Below are 21598 nucleotides of genomic sequence, written 5' to 3' on the forward strand. Positions count from 1 at the left end.
AGATAAATTGAAAAAAATCATTATGAGCTTAGTATCATTGAGCCTATTTGCAGGAATCGCTGTAGGCTGTACCAGTGATCAAGAAAAAACTGCGAAGAGCAGTAAAGAATCTAAAGAAAGTACAGAGGTTACTTCTGGTGCTTCAGCCAATGGCTATACAGATTTGAGTGAATTAAAAGATCAATACGATATTATAATCGTCGGAGCTGGTGGTGCTGGGATGACAGCGGCTCTTCAAGCAAAAGATGCAGGCATGAATCCAGTTATTTTAGAAAAAATGCCAGTTGCTGGTGGGAATACTATCAAATCTTCTTCTGGTATGAATGCATCTGAAACAAAATATCAAAAAGAAGATGGAATCACAGATAGTAATGATAAGTTCTATGAAGAAACATTAAAAGGTGGAAAAGGTACGAACGATAAAGAATTATTACGCTTTTTCGTGGATCATTCAGCAGATGCAATCGATTGGTTAGATACGAAAGGCATTGAACTTAGCAATTTAACAATCACTGGAGGAATGAGCGAAAAACGGACACATCGTCCAGCAGATGGTTCTGCCATTGGAGGATATCTTGTAGATGGGCTTGTTCGCAACGTTAAAGAAGAAAAAATTCCACTTTTTGTGAATGCAGATGTTACTGAAATTCTTGAAAATGATGGTCAAGTAGATGGTGTCAAAGTAAAACTTGATGACGAAGAGACGAAAGAAATTAAATCAAAAGCAGTAATCGTTACAACAGGCGGTTTCGGTGCAAATGAAGAAATGCTAGAAAAATACGATCCAAAATTAAAAGATTATGTAACTACAAACCAAGAAGGTACGACAGGTGATGGAATCAAGATGATTGAAAAACTTGGTGGTGCTACAGTTGATATGAAAGAAATCCAAATTCATCCAACTGTTCAACAAGAGAAATCATATTTGATTGGTGAAGTGGTTCGTGGTGAAGGAGCAATTTTAGTATCACAAGAAGGAACACGTTTCATTAACGAAATGGATACTCGTGACAAAGTTTCTGATGCTATCACAGCATTACCAGAAAAATCGGCTTACCTGGTCTTTGATCAAGGGGTTCGTGATCGTGCTAAAGCAATTGACTTTTATGATGAACAAGGTTTTGTTATCGAAGGAGAAACAATTGAAGATCTTGCTAAAAAAATTGATATGCCAGAAGCAAAACTGAAAGAAACATTAGACCAATGGAATCAAGATGTTAAAGATAAATCCGATACTCAATTCGGACGTACTACTGGTATGGATCACGATTTAGCAACGGCTCCGTATTATGCAATCAAAATCGCTCCGGGAATACATCATACAATGGGCGGAGTGAAAATTAATACGAAAACAGAAGTGTTAAAAGAAGATGGAGCACCGATTGAAGGATTGTATGCTGCTGGGGAAGTAACTGGAGGATTACACGGCGCTAACCGTATCGGCGGGAATGCTGTGGCAGATATCATTGTCTTTGGTCGCCAAGCTGGAACTGAAGCAGCAGCGTTTGCTGCAACACAAAAATAAAGGTTTATAAAAGAATCAATAGACGAAACGTTCGAATTCGTCTATTGGTTCTTTATTTTTAATAGTCTTTCATCAAAAACTAAGAAACCATTTTTTCAAAAATACTGCTTTTTTGTAGAAAATATAGTAAAATACGAGAGGAACGAAACGAGAGGTGACGACGGAGTAATGGCACAATTATTTTTTAAATACGGCGCAATGAACAGTGGAAAAACAATTGAAATATTAAAAGTAGCGCACAATTATGAAGAACAAGAGAAACCTGTTGTCATTATGACAAGTGGACTCGACACTAGGGATGGTGTTGGTGTCGTTTCAAGCCGTATTGGTCTTCGAAGAGAAGCTATCCCCATTTTTAAAGAAACCAATGTCTATGAATTAATTGAAACATTAGACTATAAGCCTTACTGTATTTTAGTAGATGAATCACAATTTCTAGGGAAACAACACGTAATTGATTTTGCTCGGGTTGTAGATGAGTTGACCATCCCTGTCATGGCATTTGGTTTGAAGAATGATTTTCGTAATGAACTATTTGAAGGCTCCAAATACCTGATGCTATACGCAGATAAATTAGAAGAACTAAAAACAATCTGCTGGTTTTGCCATAAGAAAGCTACGATGAACTTACACTATATTGATGGTCAGCCAGTTTATGAAGGAACCCAAGTTCAAATTGGTGGTAACGAAGCGTATTATCCTGTTTGCCGTAACCACTATTTCCATCCACCGATCGATGGTGAGCAAGTGAAAAATAATTAACTCAATAAAAAGTGGAAAATAAACAATACTTATTAATAAAAAGAGGAGCAACTAACTATGTACGATCAGTTACAATCAATTGAAGATCGCTATGAAGAGTTGGGTGAACTATTAAGTGATCCAGCAGTCATCAGTGATACGAAACGCTTTATGCAACTATCTAAAGAAGAAGCAAATACCCGCGAGACAGTGGACGTTTATCGTCGCTATAGACAAGTAGTCGAAGGGATCAGTGACACTGAAGAACTATTAGGCGAAAAATTAGATGCCGAAATGGCTGAAATGGCCAAAGAAGAATTGTCAGAATTAAAAAAGGAAAAAGAAGCTCTGGAAGAACGCATTAAAATTTTACTTTTGCCTACAGATCCAAACGATGATAAAAATATTATCATGGAAATACGCGGTGCAGCAGGTGGAGATGAGGCAGCTTTATTCGCTGGAGATCTATTTGGAATGTACCAAAAGTATGCAGAATCTCAAGGGTGGAAAACAGAAGTGATGGAAGCAAGTATTACTGGAATCGGTGGCTACAAAGAAGTCATCATGATGATTTCAGGAGACAATGTCTTCTCAAAACTAAAATATGAAAGTGGCGCACATCGTGTACAGCGTGTACCATCGACTGAATCGCAAGGACGAATTCATACATCCACTGCAACTGTTGTCGTTTTACCGGAAGCGGAAGAAGTAGAATTAGATCTTGCTGACAAAGATATTCGTACAGATATTTACCATGCTAGTGGCGCTGGTGGTCAGCACGTCAATAAGACGGCATCGGCTGTTCGTTTGACGCATATTCCAACTGGGATTGCAGTCGCTATGCAAGATGAACGTTCTCAAATCAAAAACCGCGAAAAAGCGATAAAAATTTTACGTGCAAGAGTCTATGACCAAATGCAGCAAGAAGCGCAAAGCGAATATGATGCAAACCGTAAATCCGCGGTGGGTACAGGAGACCGTTCTGAACGAATCCGTACATATAACTTTCCGCAAAACCGCGTGACGGATCATCGTATTGGGTTAACAATTCAAAAACTAGATCAAATTTTAGCTGGGAAATTAGATGAAATCGTGGATGCTTTGGTGCTATACGATCAAACATCGAAATTAGAAGAGATGCAAAATGGGTAACCGTTATTTTGAAGTCCTTGAACGGGCTTCTTCTTTTTTAGAAAAACAAGGCAAAGAAGGCTATAGTATTTTTTTTGTTTTCCTGGAAAGAAAAGGTTGGAGCAAAACCGATTGGCTACTTCATCTGAAAGAAGAAATATCACCTAAAGACGAACAGCAAATAAATGAGGACCTAAAGCAACTGGCTCAAAATTATCCGCCACAGTATTTATTAGGCTACAGTGAGTTTTATGACCATCGATTTCTAGTTAATGAGCACACGTTGATTCCCAGACCTGAGACAGAAGAATTAGTTGATCGCTGCTTGAAAGAAAATCCTAATGAGCCACTGACTGTTGTTGACGTTGGAACAGGAACTGGTGCAATTGCGATTAGTCTAAAATTAGACCGACCAAACTGGCAAGTAATTGCGATCGATATTTCAGAAGAAGCATTACAAGTTGCCAAAAAAAATGCAGAACAATTAAATACGGATATTGATTTTATTCAAGGAGATGCTCTTAAACCAATGGAAAAGAAAAAAATCGATATCTTGATTTCTAACCCTCCTTACATTAGTAATTCTGAATGGGACTTGATGGATGAAAGTGTGCGAACATTTGAGCCAAAAACCGCATTATTTGCTGAAAATGGCGGGTTAGCTATTTATCAGCGATTGGCTGAAGAAGTAAAAGATTTACTGAAGCCCGATGGTAAAATTTATTTGGAAATCGGATTTCAGCAAGGAGATGCTATCAAAAAACTTTTTCAGCAAACCTTTCCTCAAAAACGAGTAAAAGTTGCTCAAGACTTAGCAGGAAATGATCGAATGGTGATTATTTCATCAAAAAAAAGGGAGGAGTAAAAATTGGAAACAAAACGATTTGAGGTAGATGAAATCGATCAAGCAGCAGATCTGATCCGTAAGGGAGAACTGATCGCTTTTCCAACTGAAACAGTTTATGGACTTGGCGCAAATGCTCTAGATGAGCTTGCTGTGGCGCAAGTTTATACTGTTAAAGGACGTCCTAGCGATAATCCATTGATTGTTCATGTAAGCAACTTTGAGATGGTCAAACAATACGTGAAGGATTTTCCAAAACATACTCAGACGTTAGTAGATGCTTTTTGGCCGGGACCATTGACTTTGATTTTTGATGTGGAGCCAAATACTTTTTCTACTACTGTGACTGGCGGATTAAATACGGTTGCTTTTCGGATGCCTAATAATGAGAAAACCATAGCATTAATTGAAACAGCTAACGTGCCCTTGGTAGGACCAAGCGCTAATACCTCAGGCAAACCAAGTCCTACAACCGCTCAGCATGTCTATCATGATCTTCATGGGAAAATTGCTGGCATTTTAGATGATGGACCGACTAAAATCGGTGTAGAGTCAACTGTCTTAGATTTAACTGCGAAAAATGGAGTTCCAGTAATCTTAAGACCAGGAGCGATCACAAAAGAAAGTTTAGAACAGATTTTAGGCTCGGTGTTCGTCGATCAGCATTTAATCAGCGAAAAAGAAGCGCCTAAAGCACCGGGAATGAAGTATAAGCATTATTCACCAGATGTTCCTGTATGGATCATTGAAGGCGATGAAAAAGTATTTAAAAAGGCAATTGAACAGGCTAAAAGTAAAAATCAGCGGATTGGTTTATTTGCAGATGATCACATCATAGCAACATGTTCAACTAGCGTAGAAGCCGTTTTTTCTTTTGGTAAATCTTCAATAGAACAAGGGACAAAATTACTATATGCGGGGATGAGAAGCTTAGATGAACAAAAGATCGATGTGATTTTTGCTCAGGCTTTTCCGAAATCTGGATTAGGGATCGCTTATATGAATAGGTTGGAAAAAGCGGCAAATCAAAAAAAGTTTAAATTTGATTCGATTTTTGAGTAGAGAGCTTTTAAGTATGATACAATCGGTACAAACAAATGAAATGGAGGCTTGTTTAATGGATTTTAAAACATTTGATCCTGATTTATGGAATGCTGTTGCGAAAGAAAATGATCGTCAAGAAAATAACTTGGAGCTGATTGCATCGGAGAACGTTGTTTCTAAGGGTGTTATGGCGGCTCAAGGAAGTATTCTTACAAATAAGTATGCAGAAGGTTATCCTGGCAAACGTTATTATGGCGGTTGTGAGTTTATCGATATCGTTGAGGACTTGGCGATCGATCGAGCAAAACAACTTTTTGGTGCTAAATTTGCTAATGTCCAACCCCATTCAGGTTCTCAAGCGAATACAGCAGCTTATCTTTCATTGATCGAACCAGGTGACACCGTTTTAGGAATGGATTTGTCTGCGGGAGGACATTTAACGCATGGTTCACCAGTAAATTTTAGTGGTAAAACATATAATTTTATTAGCTATGGCGTAGATCCAACAACTGAGGTGATCGATTATAATGTTGTACGTATTTTAGCGCGTGAACATCAGCCAAAATTGATTGTAGCAGGTGCTAGCGCCTATTCTCGTACAATCGATTTTGAAAAATTCCGTGAAATCGCTGATGAAGTTGGTGCTAAGTTAATGGTAGATATGGCTCATATTGCAGGTCTAGTAGCGGCAGGATTACATCCAAATCCCGTGCCCTATGCAGATATCACAACATCTACAACACATAAAACATTACGTGGACCACGTGGCGGACTTATTTTGACTAACGATGAAGAACTAGCTAAAAAAATGAATAGTAATATTTTTCCTGGTATTCAGGGTGGGCCCTTAGAACATGTAATTGCTGCTAAAGCAGTTGCTTTCAAGGAAGCGCTGGATATTACCTTTAAAGAATACAGCGAACAAGTGATTGAAAATGCTAAAGCAATGACAAAGGTATTCAACCAAACACCTGAAGCTCGTCTTGTGAGTGGTTCAACAGATAATCATTTGTTATTGATCGATGTAAGTGGTTTTGGTTTGAATGGAAAAGAAGCAGAAGCAATTTTAGACAGCGTGAATATCACTGCCAATAAAAATTCAATTCCATTTGAACAACTTAGTCCGTTTAAAACGAGTGGTATTCGGATTGGAACACCTGCGATCACAACACGAGGCTTTAAAGAAGATGATTGTATAGAAGTCGCAAAACTAATTGTAAAAGTCTTAAATGATCATGAAAATGAAGTGACTCTTTCTGAGGTTCGCACTTCTGTTAGTGAGCTAACAAAAAAATATCCACTTTATAACTAAAAGTTTCGAGTGATTGACTAGTCAATCGCTCGATTTTGTTTTACAATGGGAAGGAATAAATTATTGAAGGAGAATGAGCATGGGAAAATTCCAAGTTATTGATCATCCACTGATCCAACACAAATTAACAATCATTAGAGAGAAGGATTGTGGAACAAAGGTTTTTCGTGAAGTCGTGAATGAGATTGCAATGCTTATGGCATATGAAGTTTCAAGAGACATGCCTTTAGAAGATGTTGTGATCGAGACACCGATCTGTGAAACAACACAAAAAACATTATCTGGTAAAAAGGTAGCAATTGTACCGATTTTACGTGCAGGTATTGGAATGGTAGATGGTATATTGGAATTGATTCCAGCAGCAAAAGTTGGACATATCGGCTTATACCGTGATCATGATACGTTAGAGCCTGTGGAATATTTTGTGAAAATGCCTGAAGATATTGATGCTCGTCAATTATTCGTCGTTGATCCAATGCTAGCAACGGGTGGATCAGCAATTATGGCGATTGACGCATTAAAAGCACGTGGCGGTAGCAATATTAAATTTGTATGTTTAGTTGCAGCTCCAGAAGGTGTGAAAGCTTTACAAGAAGCACATCCTGATATTGATATTTATACTGCAGCACTAGATGAATATTTGGATAAAGATGGTTATATCGTTCCAGGATTAGGTGATGCTGGTGACCGTTTATTTGGAACTAAATAAGTGAAATTAAAAATAGCTGAGTGCAGAGACCAGTATGTCCCCGTACTCAGCTATTTTTATACATAAAAATCCATCCAATAATAATGGATGGAAAAATCTATACTTTTTTTAGTTTTTTGTAATTGATGACGATCACACCATTACTTTTAACCATCAAATCGGTGTTATCAGAATTTTCATCAATTTCCACAACAGCAGAATTATTTAATTGTTTCGTAATAATTCCAGTTTGCGGCTGACCATGCATCAAGAAAGTGACCTGAGTATCAACAGTGAATAAATCCCCTTCCGCAGAAGGCTCAACAGGGCGATTAAAGTTACCGAAATTAGACATTCAAAAAAACTTCCTTTCTTAACTTGTTCCATTATACCATAAATTAAGAAAAATTTCAGAAAACTAATTTTTATAAAAAAGAGCTTTGTTTTGACTATACAAAAAATAGGTTTAGGTTTATAATTTTGGTTGTATTGCCAGCTTAGCTCAGTTGGTAGAGCAACGCACTCGTAACGCGTAGGTCGTAGGTTCGATTCCTACAGCTGGCATAACCATAACCCTTATTTTATAAGGGCTTTTTATTTTTGTATCACTATGATTAAATTGATCGTGGGCACGTCCATGGGCACGAAATGCGTAAAAAAATATAAAATAACATTCAATCAATTTTGATGAGCAAGAAGCCCAACTTATCACTGGCTGCTTTTTTCGATTCTTCTAAAGCGTGAGAGTAAATGTTTGCTGTTGTTTTGTAGTCTTGATGTCCTAAATGTTCTTGCACAGTTTTGATAGTAATATTAGGATCGCTTAAAAGAAAGTATGCGGTCGTATGTCTTAAATCGTGAAACCTAATTAGTCGTAATTCATTCTTTTATGAAAATTTTCTGAAATTACGGTAGAGGGATGTTGATCTTTCCAAATTTCCATCTACCGAATCAAAAATATATTTATGTTTTGGGTCAATATTAAGCTGTTTACGAGCGTTTAAGTTAATTTGAATTAATCATACATAAACTTTAAATAATCGCTAGGAACATCTAAAATTCGTTGATCACCAGCTTTTAAAACGTCGACTCTCATATAACTTTTATCATTCAAAACAATTCGCTGTTCAAAACATTTTTTATTGTTTTTAAAGTCAAAGTGTTTTTCTTCTAATTCTGCGATTTCGCCTTCTCTTGCTCCGGTTATAAAAGCGGTCAAAACGATAGCTTTGGTTTTATCTGATATGGTCTCATGATCTAAAGCTTTTAACATCTGAGAAATTTCGGCGATAGAATAAGGATATTCGATGTTCTTTTTTGCATTCTTAACTTTGGGTAACTTAACATTATTAACAGGATTTCTCTCTATTTAATCTATAGTCATTTTGTGCGACAGTAAATAAATTGCTCAAAGCAGCTAAAAACCTTTTTTGGTTTTCTTGTACAAGTCACCATCTTTACTATCAAGTCTTTTTGTGTTTATCACAATATCTTTGATTTGATAAGGTTTTATTTCGATCATTTTCTTATCGCTTAACTTTTTCAAAAAACGGGTATCGATGATTGATATGTATTCATGGTAAGTTCTAAGCTCTAACTTATGTTTTGCTTGATTCTTCCACATATTATCATAAAAATTTTTAAACGTGATACTGCTCAAATCTTCGTGGCCATTTTCTTCTAGGTAGTCTATCCATTTATCAAGCTCTACATATGCTTTTCTTATGTTTGTGGCTTCTACGGTCTTACTTAGCCGTTTCGGGTTGCCGTTTTCATTTCTGCCAACAGTTACACGCAAGCGGTATTTACCAATGGGGAGTTGTTCAACGGAGCCTTTCATTTTTGATATGTCATGTCGCCCCTTATATTTTTATAAAAAGAAAAGTCCTAAGGCTAATCTCTATTTCTTGGTTTCGAATATTTGATTGCACTTTTTGCAGAACCATTGGTTATTACCTTTTTTTCCAGCAAAACCTGCTAAAGTTCCAATTCCGCCAGTAAGTACTGCTCCTGCCGCAGCCTTTCCAACTGAAAAAGATTTTTTATTATTTCCCAAGAATTCAATATTTGTACTTTTACAGTATGGGCATTTGATTTGAGTTTTTTCTAGATTATTCTCTTGAAAACTCTTTATTTTTGCTAACCTTTCTTCGTGAGTATCTAAATTTACTTTATTTTTGTTTCTCTCTTTAAACATATCTGGATTTTTATAATAAGTTAAAAGAGCTAAAAATAATAAAATAATCGTTAATGCTGTGAAAGAATAAAATATAAATGATGTTGTTGATCTAGAAACTTTTAATTGAATATTATCTATAATAGCTATCATTAAAATTATACTTGTTATACATCCTATAATATAATACCAAAATGTTATTTCTTCTTTCTTCATAACAATGTCCTCGCTTTTTAAGTTTGTAGTATTCCGGTGTGTAAAATCATTACTGATAAATCTTGAAATTCAAAAATTCTTCCATTAATACTTCCTTTTTCTTAGTTGTAGGAAGAGTCTTTCCAAGATATATTCTGCCGCTTCTATATAAACCATGTCTACCAGTTTTTTCTAAAAGATTTTCCTCTATTACAGGTAATTCGTTTTGAACTTTATTTAACAATAATTCATAATCATCCATCAAAAACAACTACTATTAATCAATATTATTTTTTTTATCATATTCAGCATCTAACTCATCTAAATACTCATGGATATTATTAACATCTTATCGGTAAGTTTTTTATTGGGGTTAGTACCATGAGTAGCCAAGGTCATGTGATCGAGTTGTTCCTGTTTATTCTCTATGGGAATCACTTTTGAAGATTGTTGTTTTTCCAGCTGTTGCTGTAAATGATATTCAGCTTCTTTTAAAAGAAGTTTTTGTAGTTCAGGGTTTAATTTAGCATATATGGATTCTATTTTTGACTCTTTCTTTTTCTTATTGTTTGTCGCAGGGAACAAATTATCTATTGAAATATTAAGAACTTTGGCTAAGTCGAATTGGTTATCCAGTTTCATAGTTAAATTATAGTAGCTTTAGTTTTTAGTCAAGTCATCGTATGCTAAACGTGTACAATGGGCTTATCAAGTAATGAATATATTATTTTTATGCGGCGCTGCGATTGTAACCAGTATGTTAAGCAGTGGAACAGTTGACCTATCAGCTTGGCAAGAGCTGTTAAAACAGCCTGATATAGACTCAAAACCAAAACCCAACGGCACCATGAGCAGGCAACAGGCGTTTGGGAAACTGTTTAAATAATCAAGAAAATCTTAGAACATATGACAAAGCTGGGATTAGATCCAAAAAAGCAATTATACAAATAGTTATTCCGAAAATTAGAATTAGTGTATTTAACATTTTCTGGAATTTCGTGTGCCAAACATCGGTGATAATGAATACACTTGGTAAATAAACTAAAATAATGCCAATTAATGTAAAAACACCAGTATGTGGTTGCTCAAAATCTCCTGAAATTCCTTTAAAATACAAAATACCTTTATAACCAATGCGATGCAAATGGATATCAAACAAAACAGTCGTACTAATCAAAAGTAAAAAGATGATTATTGTTTTAGGATCAAAATATTTTTTCACAAAAACAACTCCTTTAGGGAGTAATTATAACATACAGGAAGGGTAGCGGATTGAGAACATCAACATTTAACTATATCAAAGATATCCTAGCGGATTATTACAAAACAGATGAATATATCAAACAGCGTGAGGACGAGTTACGTTATCCTAACCGTGAGTCTGATCTAAACGGAGATATTAAAGGTACTAAAGCGAGTTATGATAATCAAGTTAACTTGATTATTACGATCAAACAGGATAAGAGATTGACTAACCTAGAGCGAAATAAGCGTGTGATTTCTCAAACATTGGATGAAGCAGACGAAGATACAAAAATTATTATTGAAGAGTTGTACATGAAAAAATATCCACAATATACTTTAGTGGGATTAGTTCAGCAGAAAAAATGCGGAATATTTATACCTGTAATAATGATATATTGATAGTGTGAAATACAAAGATAAATCACCTACAGCAAACAATTACACAACTAAAACCAACTTATTCAAAAAGCTAATTCGTGTTGTAGGTGGTTTAACAGTCACTCATAGGTAAATACCTAGTTTACAGCCTGTGAGTGGGTTACATAAAAAATAATTATAGAGGTGAGCATATGGACGGTCAAAAATTCATTGAAAAATGTAAAGAAATTATTCGTAAGAGAATTGAAGACAAGAACGCAGGCGATGATGGATCAGTGCCAGAATTTGAAGTTTTTGTGGTTTGGTCATGCAAGATGTTACAGAACAATAAAGCGATTCTTAGTGCTTCTGTTTCAGGCGCACCACTTTACGAAATCACGCACAATGGTGATAAGTCTGAAATTTACGTTGATACATACACCAAAGAATCTAATGAGTGTATCGCAGTATAGGAACGAAGTAAAGGAAGTCACTGTCTTATGCGGGGGCTTTTTATATTGCATAAAGGAGTGGCTAAATGAATAAAATGAGTCTAGATCCTTATAGAGATTTGTATAACGTGTACTTAAAGTTTGTAATTAATTTAGGCGAGGTGTTACACATTGATAAAATTGTAAATAAATCAGCGAATAAACTTAATTATGTATTTATTAGAAGTTGTAAAGAAAAAGGGAAACAACGAAGTATGGTTCATTGATGGAGAATGTCGGTCTTAGTTACCGGATGGTCAAGATATCAAGGATGTTCAGTATCTGTTAGACGCTAACGGGATTAATAGCACTTTAACTAAATTTAGCGAAGATAATAGAACACTCAGAAATTTATTCAAGAAGAAAATTGAAGTGAAGTATTAAAGCGAAAAGCCTCTCTTTAAAATAAAATCGAGGCTTGTTATTCTTATCTCAGCTTTACAAATTTTTAATTTAATCATATTTTGTGCTAAAATTGGATTACTAAAAGGAAGGAGATTGTAATGAAGATTAAAAAAATGTTGTTTTATGGTATTACGTTAGTATTTATGGGAGTGCTATTTACATTTGGAATAAACGCAAATGCAAGTGTTTTGGTGCAAGGTTCCGAAATGTCAGATGAAGAATATGCGGATCTATTGGAAAGTATTCCAGAAGGACATGAACTTGTTTCGAATGAAGAGTATGATGCATTGAATAATCAAAGAGCAGAATCAGGACTTAGGCATAGAGCACATGTGCAAGATTATGGTTGGATGCCTGTTTACGGAACGAATCATTATGCAGGTATCCATGGCAAGTCCAAAAGACTGGAAGCTCTTCAACTGAATGTTGTAAATATGGATACAAGCATTACCTATCGGATGCACGTGCAAAATCAAGGGTGGCAATCTTGGAAATCTAATGGAGCTGTAGCGGGGACGATGGGCAAGAGGTTGAGAACGGAAGCAATCCAAATCACTACATCAGGTCTTTATGGGGTCTCATATAGAGCCCATGTACAAAGTTACGGTTGGCTAGGCTGGACAAGTTCAGGTCAAGCAAGTATGTTTGGTGATTATGCTGGAACAACTGGTCTAGCAAAACGATTAGAGGCTCTTGAATTTAAATTGTACAGACAGACATTATAAACTGGAGGAATGGTCATGAAAAAATTGATTGGTCTTGCCGTTTTCTTATTGGTAATTTTAGGAGCAGCTACAATAAAATTGAATAGATCACATGTAAAAGCTGAAGTTAATAATCAAGGAGCTGTTGAAGATTTTACGTTTGAAACTAATGTTAAAGAAACATCTGGAGCTAGGGTGGCTCAGAAAGTCGAGCCTTTGTCACAAGAAGAATACGATGATTTAATCAATTCTTTGCCTGCAGGTGCAAGTTTAGTTGATGATGTAGAGGTAATGCCTGGAGTAGTAAAATAAGCATTTCAAAAAAAGCTTACCTCAAACATAAAATGTGTTGTGAACCCCTTAAGTTAGACCAAAAATCTAACTTAAGGGGTTTTTACTATGGCAAAATATGATATTGGATTTAAATACCAAGTAGTTCAAGCATACCTTTCTAATGAAGGAGGTACTTCTTTTCTAGCCAAGAAATTTGGCGTTACATCTGAGACAAAAATAAGAAAATGGGTAAAACAGTATAAAGAGTTTGGTTATAACGGATTAGAAAGAAGAAAAAACAAACAAGAATACTCTACACATTTCAAGTTAGATGTACTAAACTACTATTATCAGAGTGGTTTAGGCATCCCTTGACGTGGCAATTAAATTTAATAATCATGGAATTGATGGGCTGAAACCTAAAGAGAGAGGTCGTCCATCAATGTCTAAAAATCCTACACCAAAGAAACAAGTACCGAAACAAAAAACTAGAAAACAAGAATTGGAGCATGAAAATGAACTTCTTCGTGCAGAATTAGCCTTCATAAAAAAGCTCCGAGCTTTAGGGATGCCTATTCCGGAACGAATCAAGAACGAGAATCCAGAATCATCCACGCCCTCCGAAAAGAATTTAGATTAACGATTCTTTTGGAAGCTACTGGCTTTCCTAAAGCAACATACATGTACTGGCAAAAACGGTTCGATCGATAAAATCAGGAAAATATTTAAAGCGAATGAGGAACGTATTGGTTACCGTCGAATTGATATGATTCATAGAGAAGAAGGAATTATTGTTAATCATAAAAAAATTAAACGTTTGATGAAAAAGATAGGATTAAAGTGTATCAAATATACTAAAAAGTCCAGAAAATACAGTTCATACAAAGGCAAAGTAGGAACCGTCTCTAAAAATTTGATTCATCGCCGTTTTTACACATCTATTCCCCATCAAAAATTAACAACAGATACCACAGAGTTTAAATATTATGAACAGCAAACCAATGGAACCTTATCCATTAAAAAACTTTACTTAGATCCTTTTATTGAAAGAGCATCATATTTTTCAGAGCATGTCTCGAAAGGGGAACTGCTTGGATAATTCTCCTATGGAGAATTTCTTCAGTATTTTAAAACAAGAAATGTGTCATGGAGAGATTTTTTCTAGTTTTGATTCTCTAAAACAATCTATTGAAAAATATATAGAATACTATAATTTCCGGAGAATTAAATCAAAACTTAGATGTAGTCCAGTTAAATACAGAGAGAACAATCGTTTCCAAAGTGCTCAGTAAGTTAACCCTTTTTTTCATTTTATGAGAACAACGGCAACGTTTGACAACGGAGTTGGTAATAGAAAAAAATTGAACAATAAAAAAGAGCGGATTTCTCCACTCCTAAAAAAGTCTAACTTTTAGGGGCTCACAACAATGAGGTAGGCTTTTTTTTATATATTTTTCCGTATAATTCATCGATCATATCTTCAATGTCCAAACTAAGGTAAGAAGTTACTCAATAAAGTCGCCATCATTATTACTCCAGTACCACATCTTAAATTGATCACTTTATCTTCTCAAAAACTTCTTTGTATTTGTCGAATTCCTGTTCATCTTGTGATTTGCTTGATTCACTGGCAATTCTTGGATATGCGTACATTAGAGAAAAGATAGAACTGTTTTCACTTGTTATAGGTTGGTCTACAGCATTATCTACTAAAAACATTTTAGCAGTAGTTAATTCTTCCCAAGATGTGTAATTTTCGATGTGAATTATAAAATCATCTTTAGCGTTATCAACATAGAAGCTCAAACTATTTGTAAAAAGGTATGCCGCAAGTTAACATCCTTTAAGAACTCAAACCTATAATCTATATGTATTTGTAAAAAAGAGATTGTAGAAATGTATCCTTTCATAGATAGTTGATCAAATCACTAAATTAGTCAATGAAGCAAAGAAGGAAGCGCAGTATTTAGCAGACGAACAGTAAAAATAGTGAAAATAAATTTTGAGTTCGACAGTTACATATACAAGATAGTTCTTTTTGAAAAAATATTATAAGTTATTCTTAAACAAACATTGTGTTATAAATGAATTGAAAATTGATTTGAATGATTAGAATGCAACTAGTCAAAAATAGAACCGTTTGCATTTTTTTTAGTTTATATTTCGTTGAAGCAAGAATCTAATCCCTAAAGTTTTTCAAAAATCATTAAGACTATACTTTCTTTTCTCTCTGTAGAAAGTTATAATAAAAAAGGTATAATTAAGGAAAAGGGATGACGAATGAATAAAAATAAATTAATGCGCAATTTAGATAATAGAATTGATTATGGTGTGATTTTACCTGTGTTCCTTCTTTCGATCATCGGGATACTTTCACTTTATGTTGCTCTAAATAATGATCCAAACCGACCTGAAATTGGCAATATGCTGATGAAACAAAGTTTGTGGTATTTGGTTGGCGGTGTCAGTATTGTGATCGTCATGCATTTCAGTTCTAAGCTTCTTTGGAGGCTGACCCCTGTTTTTTATGTGATTGGCTTGATCATGATGGGTTTACTTTTAAAATTTTATGATCCATATCTGGAGTCGCAAACAGGATCTAAAAACTGGATTAGTATTGGTGGGACAACTTTTCAGCCTTCAGAATTAATGAAGGTCGCTTTTATCTTAATGCTCGCTTATGTTGTAACGATGCACAATGTGAAGAATGTTCACCGAACAATAAAATCTGATTTTTGGCTGATTGGAAAAATGCTGTTAGTCGCAATGCCTGTTATTATCTTGATTCTACTACAAGATGATTTCGGAACAATGTTAGTCTTTTTAGCAATTTTTGGTGGAGTTTACCTGATGTCAGGAATCTCTTGGAAAATTATTCTACCAACATTTTTGGCCGCTATTGCATTAGGGGCAGGAACAATTTACTTGGTAACAACGACCAATGGACGTGAATTCCTTTATTCAGTTGGCTTTAAACCGTATCAGTTTGATCGAATTGATTTATGGATGAATCCTTTCCATCACGATCCTGACCGTTCTTTCCAACCAGCCTTAGCTATAACTGCCATCGGTTCTGGAGGGTTGCTTGGAAAAGGTTTTGATGTTAGTGATGTTTATGTGCCAGTAAGAGAGTCAGATATGATTTTCACTGTTGTCGGTGAGAACTTTGGTTTTATTGGTGGCTGTTTTATTATTTTGTTATACTTTATCTTGATTTATCGAATGATTCGGGTTTGTTTTGAGACAAATAATGAATTTTATGCTTACATTGCAACTGGGATCATTATGATGATTCTATTTCATGTATTTGAAAATATCGGTGCTAATATTGGACTTTTACCTTTAACAGGAATTCCGTTACCATTTATTAGTCAAGGTGGATCCTCGATTTTGGGAAATATGTTAGGTGTAGGATTAATCATGTCCATGAAATATCAAAAAGAAGCAACGATCGAAGAATATTAAACGAAAGAAGGCGTTAGAATGTACACATTTTTCTGGTATCCAAAATGCTCAACTTGTAAGAAAGCAAAAGCTTGGTTAGATGAACGTCAGGTGAAATACGAAACTATCGATATGATCGAAAATCCTCCAACTGCTAAACAATTAGCAAGTTGGATGGAACAAAGTGGCTTGCCAGTTCGACGTTTCTTTAATACAAGTGGTATTCGTTATAGAGAACAAAGCTTGAAAGATAAAGTTAATGACTTTTCAATCAAGGAAGCAAGTGAATTACTAGCGACTGACGGTATGTTGATCAAACGGCCAATTTTTGTTAAAGGAGATCAATTTTTAGCAAACGGATTTAAAGAGTCTGATTATGAAGGAGCTATTAGCTAATGGCTGAAGAATTGAAAATAGTTGATGGGTTATGGATTTTAAAAACGACTGATGGGTATAAAATTGGTTTAACAAATGAAGTACAAGAAGATTTAGGCAATATTACATTTGCAACAATGCCAAAGGTTGGTCAAACGTTGAAGAAAGGCGATTCGCTGATTGAATTGGAAGCTGAAAAAGCTGTAAGTGAATTTAGTACACCAATCAGTGGAACAATTGCAGTAATCAATGAAGCAGCTGAGCAAGATCCTAGTGCGTTAGATGATGCTGATCAAGAAAATGCTTGGATTGCTATTCTCGCAAACATTGATGAAGCAGAATTGAATCAAGCATAAAAATAATTGACAAGCCATTTGGATATTGCTATAATTTCATCAATAAAAGTAAAAGCTTTGAAAAGAAGAGTACATGTCAAGAGTGTTTGAAGAGAGCCCTGTTTGCTGAAAATGGGTAACATGTTTGAGATGGAAGATGGTCTTTGAGCGGAATAAGTGAGCGGATGTGAACTTATTACGGGAGTGCCCGTTACAGCACGGCAGTATGCGAGTTCAAGTACTGTATAAGACTATTATTGTGAAATAATGGTAAATCAAGGTGGTAACACGAAAGATAAGCTTTCGTCCTTATGTCAGATGAATGACTGGGGCGGAGGCTTTTTGCTGTGAATCACTACGACTAGCTTCGCCAGAGTAGAGGATGAACAATAATTAGCAAACGAAGTGAGAGAAGTTTCCTTACCAGTGAGTCACTATCAAGTTGCCACGTCAGCAAAAGAGTAGGACAAGAAATAAGCGGGCCTGATGATAAAAATAAAAGAATGAACCTGCCGATTATTTCACAACACAGCGCAAAGCATGTAGTATAATAAAAAAGAAGCAAAACCAAAGAAAGCGGAGGGGAAAAAATGCCTCTAATCGAATTGCAACACGTACAAAAACAATTTTCCGGAAAAAGTGGAAAAGTAAAAGCTGTGAACGATGTTTCACTAACTATCAATCAAGGGGATATTTATGGGATTGTCGGATATTCTGGTGCTGGTAAAAGTACTTTAGTTCGTTTATTAAATGGCTTAGAGCTACCAACAGAAGGAGAAGTTATTATTCAAGGGCAAAATATTGCCCAAATGGCGAATCGAGAACTACGTCAATTTCGTAAAAAAATTGGAATGATCTTCCAACATTTCAATTTATTATGGTCAAGAACGATTTTAGAAAACATCATGCTCCCTTTAGAATTAGCCAATGTTCCAAAGAATATGAGAAAAGAACGGGCACAGGAGCTTTTAAGTTTAGTTGGTTTAGAAGGGCGAGGAGATGCTTACCCAAGTCAATTGTCTGGTGGTCAAAAGCAGCGGGTAGGTATTGCTAGAGCTTTAGCTAATAATCCTGAGATTCTTCTGTGTGATGAAGCGACAAGTGCGCTAGATCCTCAAACGACTGACGAAGTACTGGACTTACTTTTGGCAATCAATAAAAAACTGAACTTAACGATTGTATTGATTACACACGAAATGCATGTAATCCGTAAAATATGTAATAAAGTTGCTGTAATGGAGCTTGGACAGATCGTTGAAGAAGGAGATGTTTTAGAAGTCTTTAGACATCCGAAACAAGCTGTGACAAAACGTTTTGTTCAACAAGAACTGGAACCAAAAGAAGATACAGAAGAATTATTACAAGACTTGATCAAAGAAAACCCTGCTGGCCTCGTTGTTACACTTCAATTTAGCGGTGATAATGCGAATGAGCCGGTCATTTCACAAGCAATCCGAAAGTTTGCTGTAGATATCAATGTGGTTCAAGGGCAAGTTCAACAAGCTAAAGAGGGCGCATTTGGCACACTTACTGTAATGATCACTGGATCATCAAGTGAAGTAGAAAAAACATTGGCGTTCTTTAAAGAAAAAGAAGTTGGTTTGGAGGTGATTCACCATGGCGAATGAAACATTTGTAGAGAAGTATTTAAATTTTAGTCGGGTGAATCCAGAATCAATGAAGCAGGCCGCAATAGATACATTATTCATGACGATTGTTGCAATGGTTTTTGTTATTATTATTGGATTTTTATTAGGGCTGTTACTTTATAGCTTAAGTCGTAACAAATCGCCTTATGCAAAGGTTTGTTACAGCATTTTATCTGTTGTTAGTAATATTTTTCGATCGATCCCGTATATTGTTTTGATTATTTTGTTGATGGATTTTTCAAGAAAGTTAGTTGGGACAGGAATCGGCGCAAAAGCAGCAATTCCTTCATTAATCGTATCAGCGGCACCATTTTATGCTCGCTTAGTCGAAATTGCATTTCGTGAAGTAGATAGTGGAGTTTTAGAAGCGGCAGATGCAATGGGTGCTTCTAAAATTCAAAAAATCTTTAAAGTATTGATCCCTGAAAGTACCCCGGCGCTACTATCTGGAGTGACTTTGACAACTATCACGATGATCGGTTTCACTGCAATGGCTGGGATTATTGGTGGTGGCGGTCTTGGTGGTCTAGCTTATCAAGAAGGGTTTAGCCGTAATAATAATACCGTTACACTGGTTGCAACAGTTTTAATCTTGGTAATTGTGTTTATTATTCAATTTGTCGGTGATCAATTAGTGAAACGTTCAGACAAACGATAAACAATCAAAATAGAAAAACAATTGGAGGAAATAAATATGAAAAAGAAATTATTCGGTTTAGCAACATTAGCAGTTGTGGCGTTTGGCTTAGTCGCTTGTGGTGGACCAAAAGATAAAACTGCCGATAGCAAATCTGCCGGTTTAGATAAAAATTCCTCTGTTTTAAAGGTTGGTGCGTCAGCTTCTCCTCATGCAGAAATCTTAGAACAAGTGAAGCCGGTTCTTAAAAAAGAAGGTATTGATTTGGAAATCATTCAATTTGATGATTACATTTTACCAAATAAAAATTTGGCTGAAGGCGATATTGATGCAAATTACTTCCAACATATTCCTTACTTTAATTTGCAAGTTAAAGAAAATAACTACGATTTTACTAATGCTGGCGGTATTCATATCGAGCCAATGGGTTTATATTCAAAACGTATTAAAGATATCAAAGACTTGAAAGATGGTGCAACAGTTATTACATCAAATTCAGAATCTGACTGGGGTCGCATTATTACAATTTTACAAGATGCTGATTTAGTAACCGTTAAAGATGGGGTTGATTTAGAAACAGCAACGTTTGAAGATATCGATAAAAATCCTAAAAACTTGAAGTTTATCCATAACATCAATCCCGAAATTCTAACAACCACATATAATAACGACGAAGCAGATCTTGTCGCAATCAATGCAAACTTTGCATATAGTGCAGGTTTAAATCCTTTGAAAGATTCAATTTTACTTGAGAAAGATAATTCACCATACGTAAATATCGTGGCTGTTCGTTCAGAAGACAAAGATAGTGACAAAATTAAAAAATTGATTGATGCATTACACAGTAAAGAAATCCAAGATTGGATTCTTGAAAAATGGGATGGATCAGTTAAACCGGTAGAGAAGTAAATGTTTGGAACTGGAGTGAGCGTTTAAAAGCTTGCTCCAGTTTTTTGTAGCTTAGATTATTTAAACGTAGAATGGGTTCATAGTTGGAGAATCATTTCCCCTCTAAATTCTTCTTTTTATTTTAAACAATCAGAAACGAAGCTAATAAAAGTTTTAAAAAATAGAAAAAAGAACAATAACCATTTTAGAAAGATTCTAATTAATTCTTTTTTTTCACAAAGATAACCTAGATTAAATAAGAATTATTCTAGTAAAGAGATTGCTTATCATTCTCAATTGGGATAAAATGAATGAGAACGATAAAATAATTATTTTAAGTTGGAGGGAATTGTACATGTCCGTTTTAGAAATTAAAAATTTACACGTATCAATCGAAGATAAAAAGATTTTAAAAGGGGTTAACCTGACGATGAAAACAGGTGAAATCCATGCAATCATGGGGCCAAACGGAACAGGTAAATCAACCTTATCTGCGGCCATCATGGGAAATCCTAATTACGAAGTCACAGAAGGCGAAATCTTGTTTGATGGTGAAAATGTCTTAGACCTTGAAGTGGACGAACGTGCCCGTTTAGGTTTATTCCTTGCTATGCAATACCCAAGTGAAATTCCAGGAATCACCAATGCTGAATTCATGCGTGCGGCAATCAATGCCAAACGTGATGAAGATAACAAAATTTCAGTGATGGAATTCATCAAAAAATTAGACAAAAAAATGGATCTACTAAATATGCCAGAAGAAATGGCTGAACGTTACTTAAATGAAGGCTTCTCTGGTGGAGAAAAGAAGCGTAATGAAATTCTACAATTATTGATGTTAGAACCAACATTTGCCATTTTAGATGAAATCGATTCTGGTTTAGATATCGATGCCTTAAAAGTTGTCTCAAAAGGCGTAAACGAAATGCGCGGTGAAAACTTTGGTGCATTGATCATTACTCACTACCAACGTCTATTGAACTACATCACGCCAGATGTGGTGCATATCATGATGGAAGGCCGTGTGGTGAAAACTGGCGGTGCTGAACTTGCGAAACGTTTGGAAGCAGAAGGCTATGCAGGAATCAGCCAAGAATTAGGTATCGAATACAAAGAAGAAGCATAAGGAGGACAAGATA

General features: G+C 35.4%; 28 protein-coding genes, 1 tRNA gene, 2 pseudogenes and 1 other annotated feature. Of the genes and pseudogenes, 23 read left to right on the top strand and 8 right to left on the bottom strand.

The genetic code is table 11. The features are described from left to right. Positions 1-7 precede the first annotated feature (7 nt). From AC4BBR_RS05700 to upp, 7 genes are all read left to right on the top strand, one after another. Positions 8-1525: a flavocytochrome c gene (locus tag AC4BBR_RS05700; protein WP_490461591.1), complete on the top strand. Its 1518-nt coding sequence runs from the start codon at positions 8-10 to the stop codon at positions 1523-1525. Between the two features lie 168 nt (positions 1526-1693). Beyond that, on the top strand, positions 1694-2287 hold the full coding sequence (locus tag AC4BBR_RS05705; RefSeq protein WP_490461592.1) for a thymidine kinase: 594 nt from the start codon (positions 1694-1696) through the stop codon (positions 2285-2287). 57 nt (positions 2288-2344) lie between these two features. Next, entirely contained in the window at positions 2345-3418 is a 1074-nt protein-coding gene (prfA, locus tag AC4BBR_RS05710) for a peptide chain release factor 1 (protein WP_490461593.1), read from the top strand. Beyond that, positions 3411-4262, top strand: a complete 852-nt coding sequence (gene prmC, locus AC4BBR_RS05715) for a peptide chain release factor N(5)-glutamine methyltransferase (protein ID WP_490461594.1) — start codon at positions 3411-3413, stop codon at positions 4260-4262. The genes prfA and prmC overlap by 8 nt, the downstream gene beginning before the upstream one ends. A 3-nt stretch (positions 4263-4265) precedes the next feature. Next, positions 4266-5303, top strand: a complete 1038-nt coding sequence (locus AC4BBR_RS05720; RefSeq protein WP_490461595.1) for an L-threonylcarbamoyladenylate synthase — start codon at positions 4266-4268, stop codon at positions 5301-5303. A gap of 55 nt (positions 5304-5358) precedes the next feature. Further along, the gene (gene glyA, locus AC4BBR_RS05725) at positions 5359-6597 is read left to right on the top strand and encodes a serine hydroxymethyltransferase (protein WP_490461596.1); all 1239 of its coding nucleotides are present in this window, start codon (positions 5359-5361) and stop codon (positions 6595-6597) included. A gap of 79 nt (positions 6598-6676) precedes the next feature. Then, positions 6677-7306 (top strand): uracil phosphoribosyltransferase, encoded by a 630-nt coding sequence (upp, locus tag AC4BBR_RS05730; RefSeq protein ID WP_490461597.1) that lies wholly within the window; start codon positions 6677-6679, stop codon positions 7304-7306. 97 nt (positions 7307-7403) lie between these two features. Here upp and AC4BBR_RS05735 read toward each other — a convergent pair whose 3' ends face one another. After that, on the bottom strand, positions 7404-7640 hold the full coding sequence (locus AC4BBR_RS05735; RefSeq protein ID WP_010763354.1) for a hypothetical protein: 237 nt from the start codon (positions 7638-7640) through the stop codon (positions 7404-7406). Between the two features lie 136 nt (positions 7641-7776). On the opposite strand from AC4BBR_RS05735, the gene AC4BBR_RS05740 reads away from it, so the two are divergent. Continuing rightward, positions 7777-7849 (top strand) — tRNA-Thr (locus tag AC4BBR_RS05740). Between the two features lie 110 nt (positions 7850-7959). On the opposite strand, the gene AC4BBR_RS05745 is transcribed toward AC4BBR_RS05740, so the two are convergent. From AC4BBR_RS05745 to AC4BBR_RS05775, 7 genes are all read right to left on the bottom strand, one after another. Next, positions 7960-8154: a tyrosine-type recombinase/integrase gene (locus AC4BBR_RS05745; protein ID WP_490462076.1), complete on the bottom strand. Its 195-nt coding sequence runs from the start codon at positions 8152-8154 to the stop codon at positions 7960-7962. Positions 8155-8300: 146 nt separating this feature from the next. Beyond that, on the bottom strand, positions 8301-8558 hold the full coding sequence (locus tag AC4BBR_RS05750; protein ID WP_490461598.1) for a hypothetical protein: 258 nt from the start codon (positions 8556-8558) through the stop codon (positions 8301-8303). Between the two features lie 144 nt (positions 8559-8702). Beyond that, positions 8703-9125, bottom strand: a complete 423-nt coding sequence (locus AC4BBR_RS05755) for a tyrosine-type recombinase/integrase (protein ID WP_490461599.1) — start codon at positions 9123-9125, stop codon at positions 8703-8705. A gap of 60 nt (positions 9126-9185) precedes the next feature. Continuing rightward, the gene (locus tag AC4BBR_RS05760) at positions 9186-9677 is read right to left on the bottom strand and encodes a hypothetical protein (RefSeq protein WP_490461600.1); all 492 of its coding nucleotides are present in this window, start codon (positions 9675-9677) and stop codon (positions 9186-9188) included. Positions 9678-9726: 49 nt separating this feature from the next. Continuing rightward, positions 9727-9918: a hypothetical protein gene (locus AC4BBR_RS05765; protein WP_490461601.1), complete on the bottom strand. Its 192-nt coding sequence runs from the start codon at positions 9916-9918 to the stop codon at positions 9727-9729. Between the two features lie 59 nt (positions 9919-9977). Then, positions 9978-10298 (bottom strand): hypothetical protein, encoded by a 321-nt coding sequence (locus AC4BBR_RS05770; protein WP_490461602.1) that lies wholly within the window; start codon positions 10296-10298, stop codon positions 9978-9980. 244 nt (positions 10299-10542) lie between these two features. Beyond that, positions 10543-10878 (bottom strand): hypothetical protein, encoded by a 336-nt coding sequence (locus AC4BBR_RS05775; RefSeq protein ID WP_490461603.1) that lies wholly within the window; start codon positions 10876-10878, stop codon positions 10543-10545. 50 nt (positions 10879-10928) lie between these two features. Between AC4BBR_RS05775 and AC4BBR_RS05780 the strand changes: the two genes are divergently transcribed. From AC4BBR_RS05780 to sufC, 15 genes and pseudogenes are all read left to right on the top strand, one after another. Further along, positions 10929-11300 carry a DUF722 domain-containing protein gene (locus AC4BBR_RS05780; RefSeq protein WP_490461604.1) on the top strand — a complete coding sequence of 124 codons (372 nt, stop codon included), beginning with the start codon at positions 10929-10931 and terminating at the stop codon, positions 11298-11300. 170 nt (positions 11301-11470) lie between these two features. Continuing rightward, a complete protein-coding gene (locus AC4BBR_RS05785; RefSeq protein WP_490461605.1) occupies positions 11471-11731 on the top strand; it encodes a DUF6275 family protein in 261 nt (86 codons plus the stop codon). Between the two features lie 521 nt (positions 11732-12252). Then, complete coding sequence (locus AC4BBR_RS05790; protein WP_490461606.1) at positions 12253-12879, top strand: hypothetical protein; 627 nt, start codon at positions 12253-12255, stop codon at positions 12877-12879. Positions 12880-12894: 15 nt separating this feature from the next. After that, a complete protein-coding gene (locus tag AC4BBR_RS05795; protein WP_490461607.1) occupies positions 12895-13170 on the top strand; it encodes a hypothetical protein in 276 nt (91 codons plus the stop codon). Between the two features lie 87 nt (positions 13171-13257). Further along, on the top strand, positions 13258-13506 hold the full coding sequence (locus AC4BBR_RS05800) for a transposase (protein WP_490461608.1): 249 nt from the start codon (positions 13258-13260) through the stop codon (positions 13504-13506). Between the two features lies 1 nt (position 13507). Then, positions 13508-13771 (top strand): hypothetical protein, encoded by a 264-nt coding sequence (locus AC4BBR_RS05805; protein ID WP_490461609.1) that lies wholly within the window; start codon positions 13508-13510, stop codon positions 13769-13771. Between the two features lie 72 nt (positions 13772-13843). Then, positions 13844-14119: pseudogene (locus AC4BBR_RS05810) on the top strand (IS3 family transposase); the annotation flags it as partial. A gap of 55 nt (positions 14120-14174) precedes the next feature. Continuing rightward, a pseudogene (locus AC4BBR_RS05815) lies at positions 14175-14423 on the top strand (IS3 family transposase); the annotation flags it as partial. 988 nt (positions 14424-15411) lie between these two features. After that, positions 15412-16596, top strand: coding sequence for an FtsW/RodA/SpoVE family cell cycle protein (locus AC4BBR_RS05820; protein ID WP_490461610.1), 1185 nt, complete (start codon positions 15412-15414; stop codon positions 16594-16596). A gap of 18 nt (positions 16597-16614) precedes the next feature. Then, entirely contained in the window at positions 16615-16971 is a 357-nt protein-coding gene (locus AC4BBR_RS05825) for an arsenate reductase family protein (protein WP_490461611.1), read from the top strand. Next, complete coding sequence (locus AC4BBR_RS05830) at positions 16971-17306, top strand: glycine cleavage system H family protein (protein ID WP_490461612.1); 336 nt, start codon at positions 16971-16973, stop codon at positions 17304-17306. Before AC4BBR_RS05825 ends, AC4BBR_RS05830 begins: the two co-directional genes overlap by 1 nt. A 48-nt stretch (positions 17307-17354) precedes the next feature. Then, positions 17355-17599: a binding site (T-box leader), on the top strand. Between the two features lie 276 nt (positions 17600-17875). Continuing rightward, complete coding sequence (locus tag AC4BBR_RS05835; protein ID WP_490461613.1) at positions 17876-18913, top strand: methionine ABC transporter ATP-binding protein; 1038 nt, start codon at positions 17876-17878, stop codon at positions 18911-18913. Continuing rightward, on the top strand, positions 18903-19592 hold the full coding sequence (locus AC4BBR_RS05840; RefSeq protein WP_490461614.1) for a methionine ABC transporter permease: 690 nt from the start codon (positions 18903-18905) through the stop codon (positions 19590-19592). The genes AC4BBR_RS05835 and AC4BBR_RS05840 overlap by 11 nt, the downstream gene beginning before the upstream one ends. A 36-nt stretch (positions 19593-19628) precedes the next feature. Continuing rightward, positions 19629-20480 (top strand): MetQ/NlpA family ABC transporter substrate-binding protein, encoded by an 852-nt coding sequence (locus tag AC4BBR_RS05845; RefSeq protein ID WP_490461615.1) that lies wholly within the window; start codon positions 19629-19631, stop codon positions 20478-20480. 334 nt (positions 20481-20814) lie between these two features. Further along, complete coding sequence (sufC, locus tag AC4BBR_RS05850; RefSeq protein ID WP_490461616.1) at positions 20815-21585, top strand: Fe-S cluster assembly ATPase SufC; 771 nt, start codon at positions 20815-20817, stop codon at positions 21583-21585. The last annotated feature ends 13 nt before the right edge of the window (positions 21586-21598 follow it).

Source organism: Enterococcus sp. AMC1251 (assembly GCF_058216535.1).

Excerpts from the sequence above, each read along its gene's own strand:
- AC4BBR_RS05840 (WP_490461614.1), top strand. The coding sequence starts at position 18,903 with ATGGCGAATGAAACATTTGTAGAGAAGTATTTAAATTTTAGTCGGGTG.
- AC4BBR_RS05705 (WP_490461592.1), top strand. The coding sequence starts at position 1,694 with ATGGCACAATTATTTTTTAAATACGGCGCAATGAACAGTGGAAAAACA.
- AC4BBR_RS05790 (WP_490461606.1), top strand. The coding sequence starts at position 12,253 with ATGAAGATTAAAAAAATGTTGTTTTATGGTATTACGTTAGTATTTATG.
- glyA (WP_490461596.1), top strand. The coding sequence starts at position 5,359 with ATGGATTTTAAAACATTTGATCCTGATTTATGGAATGCTGTTGCGAAA.
- AC4BBR_RS05835 (WP_490461613.1), top strand. The coding sequence starts at position 17,876 with ATGCCTCTAATCGAATTGCAACACGTACAAAAACAATTTTCCGGAAAA.
- AC4BBR_RS05830 (WP_490461612.1), top strand. The coding sequence starts at position 16,971 with ATGGCTGAAGAATTGAAAATAGTTGATGGGTTATGGATTTTAAAAACG.
- AC4BBR_RS05755 (WP_490461599.1), bottom strand. The coding sequence starts at position 9,125 with ATGAAAGGCTCCGTTGAACAACTCCCCATTGGTAAATACCGCTTGCGT.
- AC4BBR_RS05800 (WP_490461608.1), top strand. The coding sequence starts at position 13,258 with ATGGCAAAATATGATATTGGATTTAAATACCAAGTAGTTCAAGCATAC.
- AC4BBR_RS05785 (WP_490461605.1), top strand. The coding sequence starts at position 11,471 with ATGGACGGTCAAAAATTCATTGAAAAATGTAAAGAAATTATTCGTAAG.
- prfA (WP_490461593.1), top strand. The coding sequence starts at position 2,345 with ATGTACGATCAGTTACAATCAATTGAAGATCGCTATGAAGAGTTGGGT.
- AC4BBR_RS05765 (WP_490461601.1), bottom strand. The coding sequence starts at position 9,918 with ATGGATGATTATGAATTATTGTTAAATAAAGTTCAAAACGAATTACCT.
- AC4BBR_RS05760 (WP_490461600.1), bottom strand. The coding sequence starts at position 9,677 with ATGAAGAAAGAAGAAATAACATTTTGGTATTATATTATAGGATGTATA.
- AC4BBR_RS05845 (WP_490461615.1), top strand. The coding sequence starts at position 19,629 with ATGAAAAAGAAATTATTCGGTTTAGCAACATTAGCAGTTGTGGCGTTT.
- prmC (WP_490461594.1), top strand. The coding sequence starts at position 3,411 with ATGGGTAACCGTTATTTTGAAGTCCTTGAACGGGCTTCTTCTTTTTTA.
- AC4BBR_RS05770 (WP_490461602.1), bottom strand. The coding sequence starts at position 10,298 with ATGAAACTGGATAACCAATTCGACTTAGCCAAAGTTCTTAATATTTCA.
- sufC (WP_490461616.1), top strand. The coding sequence starts at position 20,815 with ATGTCCGTTTTAGAAATTAAAAATTTACACGTATCAATCGAAGATAAA.
- AC4BBR_RS05795 (WP_490461607.1), top strand. The coding sequence starts at position 12,895 with ATGAAAAAATTGATTGGTCTTGCCGTTTTCTTATTGGTAATTTTAGGA.
- AC4BBR_RS05820 (WP_490461610.1), top strand. The coding sequence starts at position 15,412 with ATGAATAAAAATAAATTAATGCGCAATTTAGATAATAGAATTGATTAT.
- upp (WP_490461597.1), top strand. The coding sequence starts at position 6,677 with ATGGGAAAATTCCAAGTTATTGATCATCCACTGATCCAACACAAATTA.
- AC4BBR_RS05735 (WP_010763354.1), bottom strand. The coding sequence starts at position 7,640 with ATGTCTAATTTCGGTAACTTTAATCGCCCTGTTGAGCCTTCTGCGGAA.
- AC4BBR_RS05825 (WP_490461611.1), top strand. The coding sequence starts at position 16,615 with ATGTACACATTTTTCTGGTATCCAAAATGCTCAACTTGTAAGAAAGCA.
- AC4BBR_RS05750 (WP_490461598.1), bottom strand. The coding sequence starts at position 8,558 with ATGTTAAAAGCTTTAGATCATGAGACCATATCAGATAAAACCAAAGCT.